This window comes from Mycobacterium sp., from assembly GCF_051006775.1.
In the GTDB taxonomy this organism is placed as follows: domain Bacteria; phylum Actinomycetota; class Actinomycetes; order Mycobacteriales; family Mycobacteriaceae; genus Mycobacterium.
Genome location: NZ_JBPCSX010000165.1, coordinates 1 through 16767 on the forward strand (window position 1 = coordinate 1; position 16767 = coordinate 16767).

Sequence of the window (16767 nt, forward strand, 5' to 3'; positions counted from 1 at the left end):
GGACGGTGTTCTGGGGCGACCGGTTCGATCCATTGCCGCCACCGCGCCTCCGCTTCGTCCAGCCCGGCGAGCAGCGTCGTTAGTTCGTGTTACAGCTGCTCCAATCGCCTCGCCACCGCGCCCACCCGTCCGACGATAGGGATGCCAGGTTGCGCTGCGGTGAACTACCCGTGGTTCGGGATTTGGGCCAGGTGCCTACCCAGCCGGGAATGGCGGTAACCGTAGAGCGCGTAGACGATAGTTCCGACGGCCATCCAGACGGCGAACCGGATCCAGGTCAGCGCGGTGAGGTTGAGCATCAGCCACAGGCAGGCCGCGATCGACAGGATCGGCAGGGCCGGCACGAACGGGGCCGTGAAGCCGCGTTTCAGGTCGGGGCGGGTGCGGCGCAGGATGATGACGCCGGCCGACACCAGGGCGAACGCGAACAGCGTCCCGACGTTGACCATCTCCTCGAGTTTGGACATCGGGAAGGCCGTCGCGGCCACCGCGATCAGCGTGGCCACCAGGACGGTGATCCGCACCGGGGCATCCCGGGTGTTGGTCATCGCCAACCCGCGGGGCAGCAGTCCGTCGCGGGCCATCGCGAACATCACCCGGGAGAGCCCGAGCACGAGCACCATCACCACGGTGGTCAGGCCGGCCAGCGCGCCGATGGAGATGATCTTCGCCGCCCATTCGATGCCGTTGATCGAGAACGCGGTGGCGAGGTTTGCGTGACCGTTCCCCTTCTCGCGGAGTTCGGTGTAGCTCACCATCCCGGACAGCACGACCGACACCGCCACATAGAGCACGGTCACGATCCCCAGCGAGGCGAGGATCCCGCGGGCCACATCGCGCTGCGGATTCTTGGTCTCTTCGGCGGTGGTGGCCACCACGTCGAAACCGATGAACGCGAAGAACACGATCGAGGCGCCGGCCAGCACGCCATACCACCCGTAGTGGCTGCCGCCGCCACCGGTCAGCAGCGAGAAGACGGACTGGTCGATTCCGGTTCCGGCTGCGCCCTTTCCGGTCTCGGTCGGCGGGATGAACGGGGAGAAGTTCTTTGCCTTGATATAGAAGGCGCCGACGACGACGACGAGAAGAACGACGGCCACCTTGATCGCGGTGATCACCGCCGAGAAACGTGATGAGAGCTTGGTGCCCAGGGCCAGCGAGGTGCCAACCACGGTGACGATCAGCAGTGCGCCCCAGTCGAAGTCGATGGCTCCGATGTGTACGACGCCGCCGGCGAACCCGAACACCGTGCCCAGATAACTCGACCACCCCTTGGCCACCACCGCCGCGCCGACGGCGAATTCGAGGATCAGGTCCCAGCCGATGATCCATGCGACGAACTCACCGAAGGTGGCGTAGGAGAACGTGTAGGCACTGCCCGCCACCGGCAGGGTGGAGGCGAACTCGGCGTAGCACAGCGCGGCGAGCGCGCAGGTGATCGCGGCCATGATGAACGACAGCGACAGCGCCGGGCCGGTGATATTGCCGAACGTGGTGGCGGTGACGGTGAAGATGCCCGCGCCGACGACGACCGACACCCCGAAGACGGTGAGGTCCCACCAGGTCAGATCCTTACGCAGCCGGGTGGACGGCTCATCGGTGTCGAGGATGGACTGCTCGACCGACTTGATGCGCGCACGCGGTGTTCGAGGAAAGGCCATGCGGCGGAACCCTACCGGGAGGCGGACCGATCCAGGTCGGGCTCCAGATAGATGATGTGTGCCGCCGGGACCGCGGCCCGGACCGCGGCCTCGGCCGCGTCGATCGCAGCCGCGACGGTGGCCAGATCATTGGTCGCCGCCAGCGCAATCTTGGCGCCGACCAGCATCTCCTCGGGGCCGAGATACTGGGTGCGCAGGTGGATGACCCGATCGACGTGCTCGGCGCTCTCCAGCGCAGCCTGGATGGCGCTGAGTTCCTCGCCGGTGGCACCCTCCCCGATCAGCAGGCTGTGCATCTCGACCATCAGAATCACGGCGATGACGGCAAGCAGAACGCCGATCGCGAGGGTGCCGATTCCGTCCCAGACCGGATTACCGGTCAGGATGCTCAGTCCGACACCGGACAGCGCCAGGACCAGGCCCAGCAGTGCGCCGGTGTCCTCGAGCAGCACCACCGGCAGTTCGGGATTACGCGAGCGCCGGATGAAACCCCACCAACTGCCGCTGCCCTTCAGCGGCCGGGACTCGACCACCGCGGTGCGAAAGCTGTAGGACTCCAATCCGATTGCCACGACGAGGATCACGATCGCCACGACCGGAGAGGTGAGCGGCTCGGGATGGGTGATCTTGTGATAGCCCTCGTACATCGCGAAGATCGCGCCCAGGCTGAACAGCACCAGAGCCACGACAAACGAGTAGAAGAACCGGGACCGGCCGTAGCCGAACTGGTGCAGTTCGGTCGCCTCTCTCCGGGCCCGCCGCTGACCGAGCAGTAGCAGCGCCTGATTGGAGGTGTCGGCCACCGAGTGCACCGCCTCGGCCAGCATCGACGAGCTGCCGGTGATGGCGTACCCCACGAACTTCGCCACCGCGATCCCGGCGTTGGCGGCCAGCGCCGCCAGAATCGCCCGAGTGCTGCCTGAACTCGACATGCCCGACCTCCGCTTTCGTCAGACCAACCGTAGCCTCAGAGGCCGACGGTGGCCCGGAACACCCTGGCCGGACCATCGGCTTGTAGCCGGATCGGCCCGTCGTCAGCGGCCACCCACGCCGCCGCACCGCGGGCGAGCTGAACCTCACCGGAGGAGGCCCGCACGATGACCGAACCCTCGATACACACCAGGACCTGCGGTCCGACGTGGCGGGCCGGGGCGTCGACCACGTGACCGAGGTCGCCCCCGTCGAGAGCGATCACCGAGGCGGCGAACTCCGGCGCCGGTGTCTCGTAGACGACCTCGATACCCTCCCGGCGGATCGGGGCGCGCGAGTCGGCGACCGGTGTGAAGTTCAGCACCCGAAGCAGCTCCGGAACGTCGACGTGCTTGGGCGTCTGACCACCGCGAAGCACATTGTCGGAGTTGGCCATCACCTCCATACCCATGCCGCGCAGGTAGCTGTGCAGATTTCCGGCCGCCAGGAAGATACCCTCGCCGGGCTTGAGGCTGATCCGGTTGATCAGTAGCGCAGCGAGCACCCCGGCATCACCGGGGTAGCGCTCCCCCAGCTCCAGCACGGTCATGACTTCAGACGCGAATTCCTTTGCCCCGGAACGGATGTAGCTCACCGCACCTTCCAGGACCGCCGGTATCACCGCATCGATGTCGGGCTGCGGTGCGGTGATCCACGTGGTGAACAGTGCGCGCAGACCGGAGGCATCGGACTGGTCGGCTAGCAGCGCGATATAGGGCTCGAGTTGAGGAACGGCCAGTGCACGCATCAGGGCAACCGACCGGGCAGCGGGCCGGAAACCTGCCAGGGCCTCGAATTCCGTTATGGCAACCAATAATTCGGGCTTGTGACTGCGATCGCGGTAGTTGCGCACCGGCGAGTTGATCGGGACACCGATCCGCTCCTCGCGTTCAAACCCCTCAACCGCCTGCTGCGCACTCGGATGCGCCTGCAGCGACAGCGGTTCGCCGGCGGCGAGAACCTTCACCAGGAACGGAAGCCGTTCACCGAACCGCTCGCACACCGCCGGCCCCAACTCCGCTTGCGGATCGGCGGCAATCACGTCGCGCAGCGAGATCTGCGCCCCGGCCGTGCCGAGCAGGGCCGAGTCTCCCGGATGCGCGCCCAGCCACAGCTCAGCTTCGGGGTGGGCCGTCGGCGCGGATCGGCCGGTGAATTCCGCGATCGCGGTTCGCGAGCCCCATGCGTAGGTCCGCATCGCCCCCTGCATCAACTGCACGGCGTCATCATCCCGCCGCCAACCGCAGATAGACCGCCGCCATCTCCAACCGCAGGGCAAGCACCGCCAACTGGGTCTCGACCCCTGACTCACCGGGCTGTCCGGCGTCACCGACGTCACCGATGTCCCCGGCGCCGAGGAGTTCGACACCGTCGATCACCCGGGCGGCCAGCGTCGGCCGCTCGGCGGCCAGCGTCAGGGCCAGCACCCGGGGCCGACCCGGAAGCGGGCCGTCGATCTCCTCGTCGTGGAACAGCGCGTCCACCGAATCACCGAACCGGCTGGCGATGCCGTTGTGCAATGCCGCGACCGCATCGGCCAGCCCGGTCGCCGCGACCGGCTCGCCGGCGACCCGCAGCAGTACCGCCGCGGCGTGCCGGGCCAGAGCCAAGGTGGCCGCGCAGTCCCCGGCCAGCACCGTCGGACGCCCGGAGATCCGGTCCGCCAGTGCTTTCGCCGGGTTGGTGAACACCTCGCGGGCGGCACTGTTGCGCATCGCCTCGGCATCGAGTTCGTCGGCCAGACCCGTCAGCGCGTCCACATGTCCGGTTGCCACGGCCGGGTCGACCGCCGACAACGCGGCCAGGCCCGCGGCCAGATACCGGCCCAGCCCGAACTCGTCGGGCACCGGAAGCCGGGGAGCGAGCACCGCTGCGCGGCCGGCGGTGGCATCCCGCAACGGCCCCTCATACGGCGCGGCAACCACCACGCGGGCGCCGCGGCGCACCGCCGAGGCCGCGGCGGTGACGAGCGCCGGATCCCCCGGGTCGTCTCCGGCGACGATGAGGACGTCCAGTGCGCCGACCCACGGCGGGGACTGGGCCGCCGTCACGATGGGTGAACCGGTCACACCGCTCAGCCCGGCGGCCAGCATGGCTCCCGCCGACTCCGCCGGTCCGCGGCCGGCCACCCAGATCACGGTGCGCGGTCGATCACCGTCGGTCACCGAGTCCAGTGCACCCTCGTCGACCGCGGCTGCCGTGGCGCGCACCTGCGCGCCGGCGGTGGCTGCGGCCCGCAACAGACCGCCGCGGTCGGCCTCGAGCAACCCATCGGTGTCATCGAGGTCAACCAGAAAGCGCGTGCTCATGCGCGCGCCTCGCTGCGCGCAGAAATCTCGTCGGCGACCCGGTTCACGATCGCGTTGACGATCTCCACGGACGGCGACTCCACATTGAGCCGCAACAGTGGCTCGGTGTTGGACGTCCGCAGGTTGAACCAGGAACCGTTGCCGAGGTCGACAGTGACACCGTCCAGGTTGTCGACCGAAATGGTCTGTGGCTCATAGGACTTCACCACGGCGCTAACGATCCCGGGGGCGTCGTCGACCCGGAAGTTGATCTCGCCGGAGGCGGCGTAACGCTGATACTCGTCCATCAGTGTTGACAACGGGCGGGCCTGCTCCCCGAGTGCGGCCAGGACATGCAGCGCGGCCAGCATCCCGGAGTCCGCACCCCAGAACTCACGGAAGTAATAGTGCGCCGAATGCTCACCGCCGAAGATGGCGCCGGTCTCGGCCATCAGCGCCTTGATGTAGGAGTGCCCTACCCGCGAGCGCAGCGCGACACCGCCGTGCTCGGCGATCACCTCCGGCACCGTTCGGGAGGTGATCAGGTTGTGAATCACCGTCGCACCCGGTTCGCGGTCCAATTCCCGCGCAGCCACCAGTGCGGTCACCGCGGACGGCGAGACCGGCTCGCCGCGTTCGTCGACGACGAAGCAGCGGTCGGCGTCACCGTCGAAGGCCAGGCCGATATCGGCCCCGGTCGCGATCACATAGCGCTGCAGATCCTTGAGGTTGGACGGGTCCAGCGGGTTGGCCTCGTGATTGGGGAATGTTCCGTCCAGGTCGAAGTACAGCGGCAGCAGGGTCAGTGCCTCGACCGGTCCCAGCACCGCGGGGGTGGTGTGCCCGGCCATCCCATTGCCCGCATCGACGGCAACCCGCAGCGGCCGTACGCCGCTGATGTCGACCAGTGAGCGCAGGAACCCGCCGTAGTCGGCCAGCACATCCTGATCCCGGACACTGCCGCGGCCGCCGGCGTAGGCCGGCACCCCGGCGACCACCTCGTCGCGGACGACGGCAAGCCCGGTGTCCTCACCGACCGGCTTGGCTCCGGCCCGGCACAGTTTGATGCCGTTGTAGGACGCCGGGTTGTGGCTGGCGGTGAACATCGCGCCCGGGCAGTCCAGGAGGCCCGACGCGAAGTAGAGCTCATCGGTGGAGGCAAGGCCGATTCGGATCACGTCGAGTCCCTGGGCACACACCCCGGCGGCGAAAGCGCCGGCCAGCACCGGGGAGCTCTCCCGCATGTCGTACCCGATCACCACCTGCGTGGCGCCCTCATCGCGCATCAGCCGAGCGAACGCACCGGCGACGTCAGCGGAGAACTCCTCGTCGATCTCGATGCCGACAAGTCCGCGGACGTCGTAGGCCTTGATGATGCGGTGAACCGCGTCGGCAGGTCTCGGCGCGGATGAACCCGGAATCACCGTGCCAGCCTAGTCGCTGGCCGCCGGTCAATCGGTGGGGTCGGGAAGCACCCTCAGATGCCCGCGCCGCCGGCCGTTGGGAACCGGGCTGGTCGGGGCGATGGCGTGGGCGGCCCCGCTCGGATCGGAGAATCCGGACATCGGGGGCACCGACGGCAACCGGCCTTCGCGAACGGCCTCGGCCAACGCCACCAGGTCATCCTCATCGGGGTTGATCGGCAGCGGCGCGGAGTGCCGGACCATGTCCCAGCCGCGCGGCGCGGTGATCCGACTGGCGTGGCTCAGACACAAATCCCAGGTGTGCGGTTCCCGGACAGTTGCCAACGGACCCACGACCGCCGTGGAGTCGGCATAGACGAACGTCAGAGTGGCCACCGCGTAATGGGCGCACCCGGGCCGACTGCAGCGACGGGGAACATTCACGAACGCGAGGTTATCGCGGTCACATTCGCCCCAACGCCGACACGCGCACGGCGCAGAAGGCTGATGTAGAACCGTTACGATCGCGGTCGTGGTCGATTCCCGCAGTTCCCGGCGTGGAGGTGGCACGCCGGGAGGCTCGCGGCGCGGCCGCGAGATGCGCGGTCCACTGCTGCCGCCGACGGTGCCCGGGTGGCGAAGCCGCGCTGAACGATTCGATATGGCGGTACTGGAGGCCTACGAACCGATCGAGCGGAGTTGGCAGCAACGACTCACCGGCCTCGACGTCGCAGTGGACGAGATACCACGCATTCATCCCAGGGACCCCGACAGCGTGCAGTGGCCGCCGGAGGTTGTCGCGGACGGCCCGATTGCACTGGCCCGATTGATACCGGCCGGCGTGGATGTGCGGGGTGAACAGACACGGGCCCGAATCGTATTGTTCCGCAAGCCGATTGAGCGACGGGCCAAGGATTCCATCGACTTGACCGATCTTCTGCATGACATTCTGGTGGCACAGGTGGCCACCTACCTCGGGGTCGAACCCACCGTTATCGACCCGAGTATTGAAGAGAGTTAGACGATGCCGCGCTTGAGGCGACGGCGCTCCCGCTCGGAAAGCCCGCCCCAGATGCCGAACCGCTCATCGTTGGCCAGCGCGTAATCCAGGCAGGCATCCTTGACCTCGCAGCCGAGGCAGATGCGCTTGGCTTCCCGGGTGGAGCCACCCTTCTCGGGGAAGAAGGCCTCCGGGTCGGTCTGTGCACAGAGCGCCTTCTCCTGCCACAGCGGATCATCGGGGGTGAGCATCGGATAATCCGACACCTCGGGCACCAGGCTCAAGCGAGCGCGGGGGAACCCCAGATTCATATCCGTTGAGCCGGTAATAGTGTGCGGCGCGCCCATCGCGCCGAGAAAGTGCTCATAGGACATGTCCGCCTCCTCGCCTGATTAGTCGTGAGCTCTATGTGACTGTTGTTAAATTCGAACATGTGATCGAATCATGGCCTGCAGCACCGGAACTGGGCCGCTGACCTTGAATGACACTGGTGTGATTAGACATTGCCGCGGTGCCGTGGTCAAGCCGCTGAACCAATTTCCATACCACTTTCTTTGGTGAAACCGGCGTGTCGGTACCGCCGCGTGTCCCTGGAGTGACACCGCCGTGACTCCACGGGGACTCCCGTCAGGACTCCCCTGCACCCATCCGCAGCCGACCGCATAGGGTCGGTCGCTGTGAAGATCACCGTTCTGGTCGGCGGCATCGGGGGCGCCCGGTTCCTGTTGGGCGTGCAACGGTTGTTCGGTCTGGGCCAGTTCGCCGAGTCGGGCAAAAGCCCTGATCACGAGCTCACCGCGGTGGTCAACGTCGGCGATGACGCCTGGATGTTCGGCGTGCGCATCTGCCCGGACCTCGACACCTGCATGTACACCCTCGGCGGCGGTATCGACCCGGAGCGGGGATGGGGACATCGCGACGAGACCTGGCACGCCAAGGAGGAGCTGGCCGCCTACGGCGTGCAACCGGACTGGTTCGGCCTCGGCGACCGCGATCTGGCGACACATCTGGTGCGCAGCCAGATGCTGCGGGCGAATTTTCCGCTGTCGGCGGTGACCGAGGCGCTCTGCGATCGCTGGTCCCCCGGCGCGGTCCTGCTGCCGGCCAGTGATGACCGCTGCGAAACCCACGTCGTGGTGACCGATCCCGATACCGGCGACCGCAAGGCCATCCACTTCCAGGAGTGGTGGGTGCGCTACCGCGCGAAGATCGAGACCCACAGCTTCGCTTTCGTCGGCGCCGAATCCGCCTCTGCCGGGCCGGGAGTCGTCGACGCGATCATGGGCGCAGACGTCGTCCTGCTCGCCCCGTCCAATCCGGTGGTCAGCATCGGTTCGATCCTGGCGATCGGCGGCATCCGGGGCGCGCTGCGCTCGACGCCGGCGCCGGTGATCGGGTACTCGCCGATCATCGACGGAAAGCCGTTGCGCGGCATGGCCGATGACTGCCTCAGCGTGATCGGTGTCGAAACGAGTTCCCAAGCGGTCGGCGGGCACTACGGAGCCCGGTCGAAGACCGGACTGCTGGACTACTGGCTGGTGCACGAGGGCGATCACGCCGAGGTGCCCGGCGTGACGGTCAAGGGTATCCCGCTGCTGATGTCGGATCCGGTGACCACCGCGGCGATGGTGCGGGCCGGTCTGGAACTGGCAGGCCTGAACCCATGACCGAACATGGCAGCGCCGCCCCGATCGAAATCCTGCCGATCACCGGACTGCCCGAGTTCCGGCCGGGCGACGATCTGGCCGGTGCCATCGCCGAGGCGGCGCCCTGGTTGCGGGACGGCGATGTCGTCGTCGTCACCAGCAAGGTGGTGTCGAAATGCGAGGGCCGCATCGTCGCCGCACCGGCCGACCCGGACGAACGGGATGCGCTGCGGCGCAGGCTCGTCGAATCCGAGGCGGTCCGAGTGCTGGCCCGCCGCGGCAAGACCCTGATCACCGAGAACAAACTGGGCCTGGTGCAGGCAGCAGCCGGGGTCGACGGATCCAATGTCGACACAACGGAACTCGCGCTGCTACCGGTCGACCCGGACGGCAGCGCCGCACGGCTGCGGGCGGCACTTCGAACGCGGGCCGACGTCGGCGTCGTGATCACCGACACGATGGGCCGGGCCTGGCGCAACGGACAGACCGACGCCGCGATCGGATCAGCGGGTGTGCCGGTGCTCTACGCCTATGCCGGTGCCCGGGACGCGCACGGTAACGAACTACTTGTCACCGAGGTGGCGGTGGCCGATGAGATCGCCGCGGCAGCGGACCTGGTGAAGGGCAAGCTCACAGCAGTTCCGGTGGCGGTGGTTCGCGGACTGAGCATGCCCGATGACGGCTCGACCGCGGCGCAGTTGTTGCGCGGCGGCGATGATGACCTGTTCTGGCTCGGCACCGCCGAAGCGCTCGAACTCGGGCATCGTCAGGCCCAGCTGCTGCGGCGCTCAGTGCGCCGGTTCGCCGATGCGCCGGTGGCACCGGAGTTGATCGAGGAATCGGTGGCAGAGGCGCTCACCGCGCCGGCGCCGCATCACACCCGCCCGGTCCGGTTCGTCTGGCTGTCCGACCCGGTACGGCGAAAGTCCTTGCTGGACGCGATGAAACAGGCGTGGCGCACCGATCTGGCCGGCGACGGTAAGACTCCGGAGTCGATCGAACGGCGGGTCGGCCGCGGCCAGATCCTCTACGACGCACCCGAGGTGCTGATCCCGTTCGTCGTCGCCACCGAGGAGACCGGCGCGCACAGCTATCCGGACCCGGACCGGACCGCGGCCGAGCGCACCATGTTCACCGTCGCCTCCGGCGCTGCCGTACAGGCGCTGCTGGTGGCCCTTGCGGTACGCGGCCTGGGCAGCTGCTGGATCGGCTCGACGATCTTCGCTCCCGATATCGTCCGGTCGGTGCTGGGGCTGCCCCCGGATTGGCAGCCGCTGGGCGCGGTCGCGATCGGTCACCCTGAGGAACCGCCGCATCCCCGCGACCCCTCACCCCCCGGCGATCTACTGGTCCGGCTGTGACGCTGCACGCCTCAACCGTTGCCGCCCTCACCGGGTGGACGGCTCCGGACCCCGGTCAGGATTCCCTCCGACATGCGGTGCTGGCATTCCTGGCGGCCCGATCCGATGCCTGCCAACGTGCCTGTGTCCCAGGGCATATCACCGCCTCGACGCTGGTGCTGTCCGATGCCGGCGATGAGGTTCTACTGACCCTGCACCCGCGGCTGGGACGCTGGGTGCAACTGGGCGGCCACTGCGAAGACGGTGATGTCGACATCACCGCCGCCGCACTGCGCGAGGCCACCGAGGAGTCCGGTATCGCCGGGCTGCGCGTCGACCCTGAACTGGCGGCCATCCATGTGCACCCGCTGACCTGTTCACTGGGTGTGCCGACCAGGCATCTCGATCTGGAGTTCGTCGCGCACGCACCGGCCGGCGCAGATATCGCCATCAGCGACGAATCGCTGGACCTGCGATGGTGGCCGATCGATCAGTTGCCGGAAGACTCCGATGCCGGACTCGCGATGCTGGTGGCCGCGGTCAGACGGCGTCAGACGTCGCTGGAGTAGCGGATTCCGCAGTCCGGGATGAAGACCCCCGGCCACACCCTCGCACCGCGGAGCAACTCGCAGCGCGCACCGATATCCGCGCCGTCACCGATGACACCGTCACGGATCAGCGCGCGAGGGCCGATGTGGGCGCCGAAGCCGATGATCGAACGTTCCACCACCGCACCGGCTTCGATGTGAGCGCCGTCGAAGACCACCGCGCCGTCGAGTCGCACGCCCGGTCCGATCTCGGCGCCCCGGCCCACCACGGTGCCACCCACCAGCACCACGCCCGCCGCCACCGAGGCGCCATCGTGCACCAGGCTCTCGCCCCGGCGTCCACCGAGGGCCGGCGACGGCGCGATCCCGCGCACCAGGTCTGAGGAGCCGCGGACGAAGTCCTCCGGTGTGCCCATATCGCGCCAGTAACTGGAGTCGACGTAACCGCAGACCCGCGCGCCATCGGTCAGCAGACCCGGGAAGACCTCGCGCTCCACCGACACCGCACGCCCGCGCGGGATACGGTCGATGATGCTGCGCTTGAAAATGTAGGTGCCGGCGTTGATCTGGTCGGTGGGTGGGTCCTCGGTCTTCTCCAGGAACGCCAGCACATTGCCCTCGGCGTCGGTGGGCACCGAGCCGTAGGCGCGGGCGTCGCCGACCCGCACCAGATGCATGGTCACATCGGCGTCGCGCTCGTGATGCGCATCGAGCATTCCGCACAGGTCCATCCCGGACAGCACATCGCCGTTGAACACCATCACGGTGTCGTTGCGCAACAACGGTGCGACGTTGGCGATACCGCCACCGGTGCCCAGCGGATTCTCCTCGGTGACGTACTCGATCTGCAGCCCGAGCTTGGACCCGTCGCCGAACTCGGCTTCGAAGGTGGACGCCTTGTAGGAGGTGCCGAGCACCACATGCTCGATCCCTGCCTCGGCGATGCGGGACAGCAGATGGGCCAGGAACGGCAACCCCGCGGTCGGCAGCATCGGTTTGGGAGCCGAGATCGTCAGGGGTCGCAGCCGGGTGCCCTTACCGCCTACCAGAACGACGGCATCGACGTTCTTCGGGCCGGCACTCTTCGAGGCAGTCATCGTGTCCCCTTCGCGAGTTCCCGGCGGGACTTGCGCACCGCGGCACGCGCCCGCACACCGAGCGCACCCCTGATCGTCCACCGCAGTGGCGCCTGCCACCAACCCGGGTGCCGGTCGGCCAGATAGATGTAGGTGCTGTCATGGTGTGCCCGCAGGTTGCGGGCCGGGTCACGACCGGTCGAATGACCCTTGTCGTGCAGGATCTCCGAGGCCGGCACGTAGACGTTGAGCCAGCCGGCGTGGGCGAACCGATCGCCGAGATCCACATCCTCCATGTACATGAAGTAGCGCTCGTCAAAGCCCATGATCTGGTCGAAGGCCTTGCGCCGGACCAGCAGGCACGATCCGGACAACCAGCCGACCGGTCGCTCACTGGGTTCGAGATGTTCCTGCCGGTATGTCTTCGACCAGGGATTGGCCTTCCAGGCGAACCCGACGACGGCGTGCATGCCGCCGCGGATGAGGCCGGGCAGGTGCCGGGCCGACGGGTACACCGACCCGTCGGGATCGCGGATCAGCGGACCCAGCGACGCCGCGGTTGGCCAGCGCCGGGCCGCTTCGAGCAGCATGTCGATACTGTTCGGGCCCCACACCACGTCGGGGTTGGCGATCAGAACGAACTCCTGATCGGGCGGGATCATCGCCACGGCCCGGTTCACCGCGGTGCCGTAGCCGAGGTTGCCGCCGGTGCGTAGCAGATCGGTGCCCGGATAGCGTTCGGTCGCTTCCTCGGGTGTCCCGTCGGTGGAACCGTTGTCGGCCATGATCACTTTCACCGGCCGGTCGGTGGCCACCGTCAGCGATGACAGGAACCGCTCCAGATGCGAGCCGGGCGAGTACGTCACCGTCACCACGGTCAGCTCCGGCTCAACGGTCACGGCGTTGAGGGTATCGGGCCGTCTCAGAGCGGTGCGGCAAGCGCTTCGACCAACGCGTCGCGCCATGGCCGCGCCGGGGTGAGTCCGGCCCGTACCGATTCGGTCATCGACAGCGCCGAGTACTTCGGCCGGCGGGCGGGCCGGGGAACATCAGCCGTGCCGACGGCCCGTACCCGGTCGGGGTCGGCGCCGAGTTCGGCGAACACCGCGCGGGCCTGCTCGCACCGGCTGGTCGCACCCTCGTTGGCCACATGCAGGATGGGGCCCCGAACACCGCCGGCGGCGATCTCCAGCAGGGCCCGCACCAGGTCTGCGGCATAGGTGGGCGAACCGATCTGATCGTCGACCACGTCGACGTGGGCGTCGGTGCCGGCGAGTTTGCGCATGACCGCGACGAAATCGGTGCCGCTGCCGCCGGTGTAGACCCAGGAGGTGCGGACGATATGGGCCCCGGGCAGCGCGGCCAGCACCGCCGATTCGCCGCCGAGCTTGCTCCTGCCGTACACGCTGAGCGGGCCCGTCGCATCCGAGATCTCGTAGGGCCGGCCGGCGTCTCCGCTGAACACGTAGTCGGTGGAGATGTGAATCAGCCGGGCACTGACCCCGGCGCACGCGGCGGCGAGATTGCCCGGCCCGGCGGTGTTGATGGCGAATGCGGCGTCGGGGTGAGCCTCGGCATCGTCGACGTTGGTCAACGCAGCACAATTGATGACCAGGTCGTTCGACCGGATGTGGGAGTCGACGGCGGCCCGGTCGGTGATGTCGAGTTCAGCGTGCGTAGGGGCACTGACCTGGTAGCCGCGACGGTCCGCCTCACCAGCCAGAAGCCGACCCACCTGGCCCCCGGCGCCGGTAATCACGATTCGGGCCACCACGATCACGAGTCTGGCACGCCGGTTTGGGATACCGGGGATGAGCCGGTCTCGCCAGTAACCTGGGCAGGTGCCAGCTGAGACAGAAGTGACGGCAGTGACGCGCGCCCGGCCGGTGGGCCGGACCGTTCTCACGCTGCTCGCCGTGATGATCATGGTCGGCACCGGCGTGGCCTGGGGCTCGGTCCGTTCCTTCGAGAGCGGGATCTTCCACTTCACCACCGCGATGCTGGGCGGTAACGGCAACGACGACGGTGCGGTCGACATCCTGCTGGTCGGTATGGACAGCCGCACCGATGCACACGGCAACCCGCTCTCCGAGCAGGAACTCGCCGATCTTCACGCCGGCGACGAGGTCGCCACCAACACCGACACCATCATTCTGGTCCGCATCCCGAACAACGGCCGCTCGGCCACCGCGATCTCCATCCCGCGCGACTCCTACGTCAATGCGCCGGGCCTGGACAAGACCAAGATCAACGGTGTGTTCGGCCAGGTGAAGCTGGACAAGATGAAGGAGCTCGTCGAAGGACAGGGCGTGGACGCGGCCGAAGCCGAGCCCAAAGCCGTCGAAGCCGGCCGCAACGCACTGATCAAGACCGTCGCCGATCTGACCGGCGTGACCGTCGACCACTACGCCGAGATCGGTCTGCTGGGCTTCTCACTGATCACCGATGCCCTCGGCGGCGTCGAGGTGTGCCTGAAAGACGCTGTCTACGAACCTCTTTCGGGTGCGGACTTCCCGGCCGGCTGGCAGCGTCTGGACGGCCCGCAGGCGCTGAGCTTCGTGCGGCAGCGCCACGATCTGCCGCGGGGCGATCTCGACCGGGTGGTGCGGCAGCAGGCAGTGATGGCTTCGCTTGCCCACCAGGTGATCTCGGGGAAGACACTGAGCAGTCCCGCCACGATGAACCGTCTGGAGGACGCCATTCAGCGCTCGGTGGTGATCTCGTCCGGTTGGGACGTCATCGACTTCCTCAAGCAGTTGCAGAAACTCGCCGCCGGCAACGTCGCCTTCGCCACCATCCCGGTGCTCGCCGAGGACGGCTGGAGTGATGACGGTTCGCAGTCGGTGGTGACGGTGGACCCCGACCAGGTCAAGGAATGGGTGGCCGGGCTATTGGAGGACCAGGCCGCCGGCAAGACCGCGGTGGTGGCCTACTCACCCGAGCAGACCACCGTCGACGTCGCCAATGACAGCGATATCAACGGATTGGCCAGCGCGGTCGCGGACCGGTTGAGCCCCAACGGATTCGCCATCGGCACCATCGGTAACAACGAGAAGGCGAAGGTCAGCGAGCCTCAGGTTCAGGCTGCCGCGGCCGACGATCCGGGCGCGCTGGAAGTCGCCAGGGAACTCGGCGGGCTGCCGATCGTGGTCGACTCCTCGATTCCGGCCGGGACGGTGCGAGTGGTGCTGACCGAGGACTACGAGGGACCGGGCTCGGGGCTGGACGGCACGCTGCCGACCGCCGCCGCAACGGTCGACAAGGCCTCCACCGAGATCGATTCGGGGATCACCGCGCAGCAGGTGCCACTGCCGTCACCGGTGATCACTGCGGGGTCCAACGACCCCAAATGCGTCAACTGATGACCAACCTCACCGACGCACTGCTGGATCCACTGCTCGCCGGCAATCGGATGGGCCCGCGGATCACCTACTACGACGACGCGACCGGTGAGCGCATCGAGCTGTCTACCGTGACGCTGGCGAACTGGGCCGCCAAGACCGCCAACCTGTTGCGTGACGAACTCGGCGCAGGCCCGGGCAGCCGGATCGCGGTGCTGCTGCCGCCGCACTGGCAGACCGCGGCGGTACTGCTCGGCGTGTGGTGGATCGGCGCCGAGGTCACCCTGAGCAGTCCGGCGGATATCGCACTGTGCACCGCCGACCGGCTGGCCGAGGCCGATGACGCGGTGGCCGGTGGCGCAACAGGTGAGGTCGCGGTGCTTTCCCTGGACGCGTTCGGCAAGTCGGTGCCCGACCTGCCGATCGGTGTGACCGATTACGCCACCGCGGTGCGGGTGCACGGCGATCAGATTGTGCCGGAACGGTTTCCGGGCCCAGCACTCGACGGCAGGTCCTCAGACGAGGTGCTCGCGCAAGCGCGCCGGCGCGCAGAGTCACTCGGACTGAGCGAAGGTGACCGGGTCATGTCACTGACAGCCCTGCCGGTCGGGGACCTACTGGCGGTATTCGCCGTCGGCGCGTCCCTGGTTCAGGTGAGCAACCCGGACCCGGCGCTGCTGGAGCGGCGCCGGGAATCCGAGAAGATCACCCGAACACTGGACTGACTAGAGGGTGGGCGCCCACACGGCGGGATCCTCCGCCGGGAGGGTCGGGCACAGCGCCGCCACCGCGTTGGCGGTCGGCTCCGCGGTGCGGAACAGCGCCATGTACTCGGGGAAGATGCCGCCGAGCAGGTCGACCTCGCCCTGGCGCTGATCCGGCGTCTTCTGCAGCAACAGGTTGAGGTGGTAGATCACTCCACCCTGCACCCACCGCGGCTCGGTGTTGTACTTGCCGATGACCGCGCCGTAGGCGATCGGATCGACCACCTTGGTGGCGGCCATCAACTGGTCCAACGAGCACTGGGTGTTGAGCAGGGCGGCCGGCACCGCGTTCGGGTCGGCCGGGGCCGGATCGGGATCAGCGGCAGCGATACCGGCGGTACCCAGAACGGTCAGGCTGAGCAGGGCGGCGGCCGTGGCGGCGCGCAGAGAAGAAATAGTCATCACGGCTCGGGACCCTATCTCACCACGGCCTCAACGGACCCTAGGCTGGCGGCCATGCCCATTCGCGCGCCATTGGACGTCGCGGGCGTGCGCCGCGATCTGGTCGGAGCCGACCGTCCGCTACGGCGACTTGAGGTGGTCGAATCGACCGGCTCGACGAATGCCGACCTGCTGGCCCGGCGCGCTGCGGGTGAGGACATCGCCGGCACGGTACTCATCGCCGAACACCAGACCGCCGGACGCGGACGGCACGGCCGGAACTGGTCGGCCCCGCCCCGTTCCCAGATCGCCTTCTCCCTCGGCGTCGACGCCGCGGGGCTGCCGCCGGC

The 16767-nt window shown here is 68.0% G+C and carries 17 protein-coding genes and 1 pseudogene; 7 read left to right on the forward strand and 11 right to left on the reverse strand.

Annotated features, from left to right (window positions below; all coding sequences use genetic code 11):
* Positions 1–164 precede the first annotated feature (164 nt).
* Genes ACR2JI_RS11770 through ACR2JI_RS11795 form a run of 6 tightly spaced genes read right to left on the reverse strand, consistent with a single transcriptional unit; the run spans position 165 to position 6765 of the window.
* Complete coding sequence (locus ACR2JI_RS11770) at positions 165–1661, reverse strand: amino acid permease (protein ID WP_526390255.1); 1497 nt, start codon at positions 1659–1661, stop codon at positions 165–167.
* A gap of 11 nt (positions 1662–1672) precedes the next feature.
* Positions 1673–2593: a cation diffusion facilitator family transporter gene (locus ACR2JI_RS11775; RefSeq protein WP_526390256.1), complete on the reverse strand. Its 921-nt coding sequence runs from the start codon at positions 2591–2593 to the stop codon at positions 1673–1675.
* A gap of 35 nt (positions 2594–2628) precedes the next feature.
* Positions 2629–3849: a mannose-6-phosphate isomerase, class I gene (gene manA, locus ACR2JI_RS11780; RefSeq protein ID WP_526390257.1), complete on the reverse strand. Its 1221-nt coding sequence runs from the start codon at positions 3847–3849 to the stop codon at positions 2629–2631.
* A gap of 7 nt (positions 3850–3856) precedes the next feature.
* Positions 3857–4939 (reverse strand): TobH protein, encoded by a 1083-nt coding sequence (locus ACR2JI_RS11785; RefSeq protein WP_526390258.1) that lies wholly within the window; start codon positions 4937–4939, stop codon positions 3857–3859.
* Entirely contained in the window at positions 4936–6339 is a 1404-nt protein-coding gene (locus ACR2JI_RS11790; RefSeq protein ID WP_526390268.1) for a phosphomannomutase/phosphoglucomutase, read from the reverse strand. The genes ACR2JI_RS11785 and ACR2JI_RS11790 overlap by 4 nt, the downstream gene beginning before the upstream one ends.
* Before the next feature lie 30 nt (positions 6340–6369).
* Positions 6370–6765, reverse strand: coding sequence for a DUF3499 family protein (locus tag ACR2JI_RS11795; protein WP_526390259.1), 396 nt, complete (start codon positions 6763–6765; stop codon positions 6370–6372).
* 154 nt (positions 6766–6919) lie between these two features.
* Here ACR2JI_RS11795 and ACR2JI_RS11800 point away from each other — a divergent pair, with 154 nt between their 5' ends.
* Complete coding sequence (locus ACR2JI_RS11800) at positions 6920–7342, forward strand: metallopeptidase family protein (RefSeq protein WP_526390269.1); 423 nt, start codon at positions 6920–6922, stop codon at positions 7340–7342.
* Here ACR2JI_RS11800 and ACR2JI_RS11805 read toward each other — a convergent pair.
* Positions 7339–7572, reverse strand: coding sequence for a WhiB family transcriptional regulator (locus ACR2JI_RS11805; RefSeq protein ID WP_526390270.1), 234 nt, complete (start codon positions 7570–7572; stop codon positions 7339–7341). The genes ACR2JI_RS11800 and ACR2JI_RS11805 overlap by 4 nt on opposite strands.
* A 426-nt stretch (positions 7573–7998) precedes the next feature.
* Here ACR2JI_RS11805 and cofD point away from each other — a divergent pair, with 426 nt between their 5' ends.
* Genes cofD through ACR2JI_RS11820 form a run of 3 tightly spaced genes read left to right on the forward strand, consistent with a single transcriptional unit; the run spans position 7999 to position 10876 of the window.
* A complete protein-coding gene (gene cofD, locus ACR2JI_RS11810; RefSeq protein ID WP_526390260.1) occupies positions 7999–8988 on the forward strand; it encodes a 2-phospho-L-lactate transferase in 990 nt (329 codons plus the stop codon).
* Positions 8985–10328, forward strand: a complete 1344-nt coding sequence (locus ACR2JI_RS11815; protein ID WP_526390261.1) for a coenzyme F420-0:L-glutamate ligase — start codon at positions 8985–8987, stop codon at positions 10326–10328. Before cofD ends, ACR2JI_RS11815 begins: the two co-directional genes overlap by 4 nt.
* Complete coding sequence (locus ACR2JI_RS11820) at positions 10325–10876, forward strand: NUDIX hydrolase (RefSeq protein WP_526390262.1); 552 nt, start codon at positions 10325–10327, stop codon at positions 10874–10876. Before ACR2JI_RS11815 ends, ACR2JI_RS11820 begins: the two co-directional genes overlap by 4 nt.
* On the opposite strand, the gene manB is transcribed toward ACR2JI_RS11820, so the two are convergent.
* From manB to rfbD, 3 genes are read right to left on the reverse strand one after another with little or no spacing between them, the layout of a single operon-like run.
* Positions 10858–11952: a mannose-1-phosphate guanylyltransferase ManB gene (gene manB, locus ACR2JI_RS11825; protein ID WP_526390263.1), complete on the reverse strand. Its 1095-nt coding sequence runs from the start codon at positions 11950–11952 to the stop codon at positions 10858–10860. The genes ACR2JI_RS11820 and manB overlap by 19 nt on opposite strands.
* Positions 11949–12830: a glycosyltransferase family 2 protein gene (locus ACR2JI_RS11830; protein ID WP_526390264.1), complete on the reverse strand. Its 882-nt coding sequence runs from the start codon at positions 12828–12830 to the stop codon at positions 11949–11951. The genes manB and ACR2JI_RS11830 overlap by 4 nt, the downstream gene beginning before the upstream one ends.
* 23 nt (positions 12831–12853) lie before the next feature.
* Positions 12854–13705, reverse strand: coding sequence for a dTDP-4-dehydrorhamnose reductase (gene rfbD, locus ACR2JI_RS11835; RefSeq protein ID WP_526390265.1), 852 nt, complete (start codon positions 13703–13705; stop codon positions 12854–12856).
* 145 nt (positions 13706–13850) lie between these two features.
* Between rfbD and ACR2JI_RS11840 the strand changes: the two genes are divergently transcribed.
* Positions 13851–15293: an LCP family protein gene (locus tag ACR2JI_RS11840; RefSeq protein ID WP_526390271.1), complete on the forward strand. Its 1443-nt coding sequence runs from the start codon at positions 13851–13853 to the stop codon at positions 15291–15293.
* Entirely contained in the window at positions 15293–15997 is a 705-nt protein-coding gene (locus ACR2JI_RS11845; RefSeq protein ID WP_526390266.1) for a TIGR03089 family protein, read from the forward strand. Before ACR2JI_RS11840 ends, ACR2JI_RS11845 begins: the two co-directional genes overlap by 1 nt.
* On the opposite strand, the gene ACR2JI_RS11850 is transcribed toward ACR2JI_RS11845, so the two are convergent.
* Complete coding sequence (locus tag ACR2JI_RS11850) at positions 15998–16438, reverse strand: DUF5078 domain-containing protein (RefSeq protein WP_526390267.1); 441 nt, start codon at positions 16436–16438, stop codon at positions 15998–16000.
* 54 nt (positions 16439–16492) lie between these two features.
* Here ACR2JI_RS11850 and ACR2JI_RS11855 point away from each other — a divergent pair.
* Positions 16493–16767 (forward strand): annotated as a pseudogene (locus ACR2JI_RS11855) (biotin--[acetyl-CoA-carboxylase] ligase); the annotation flags it as partial.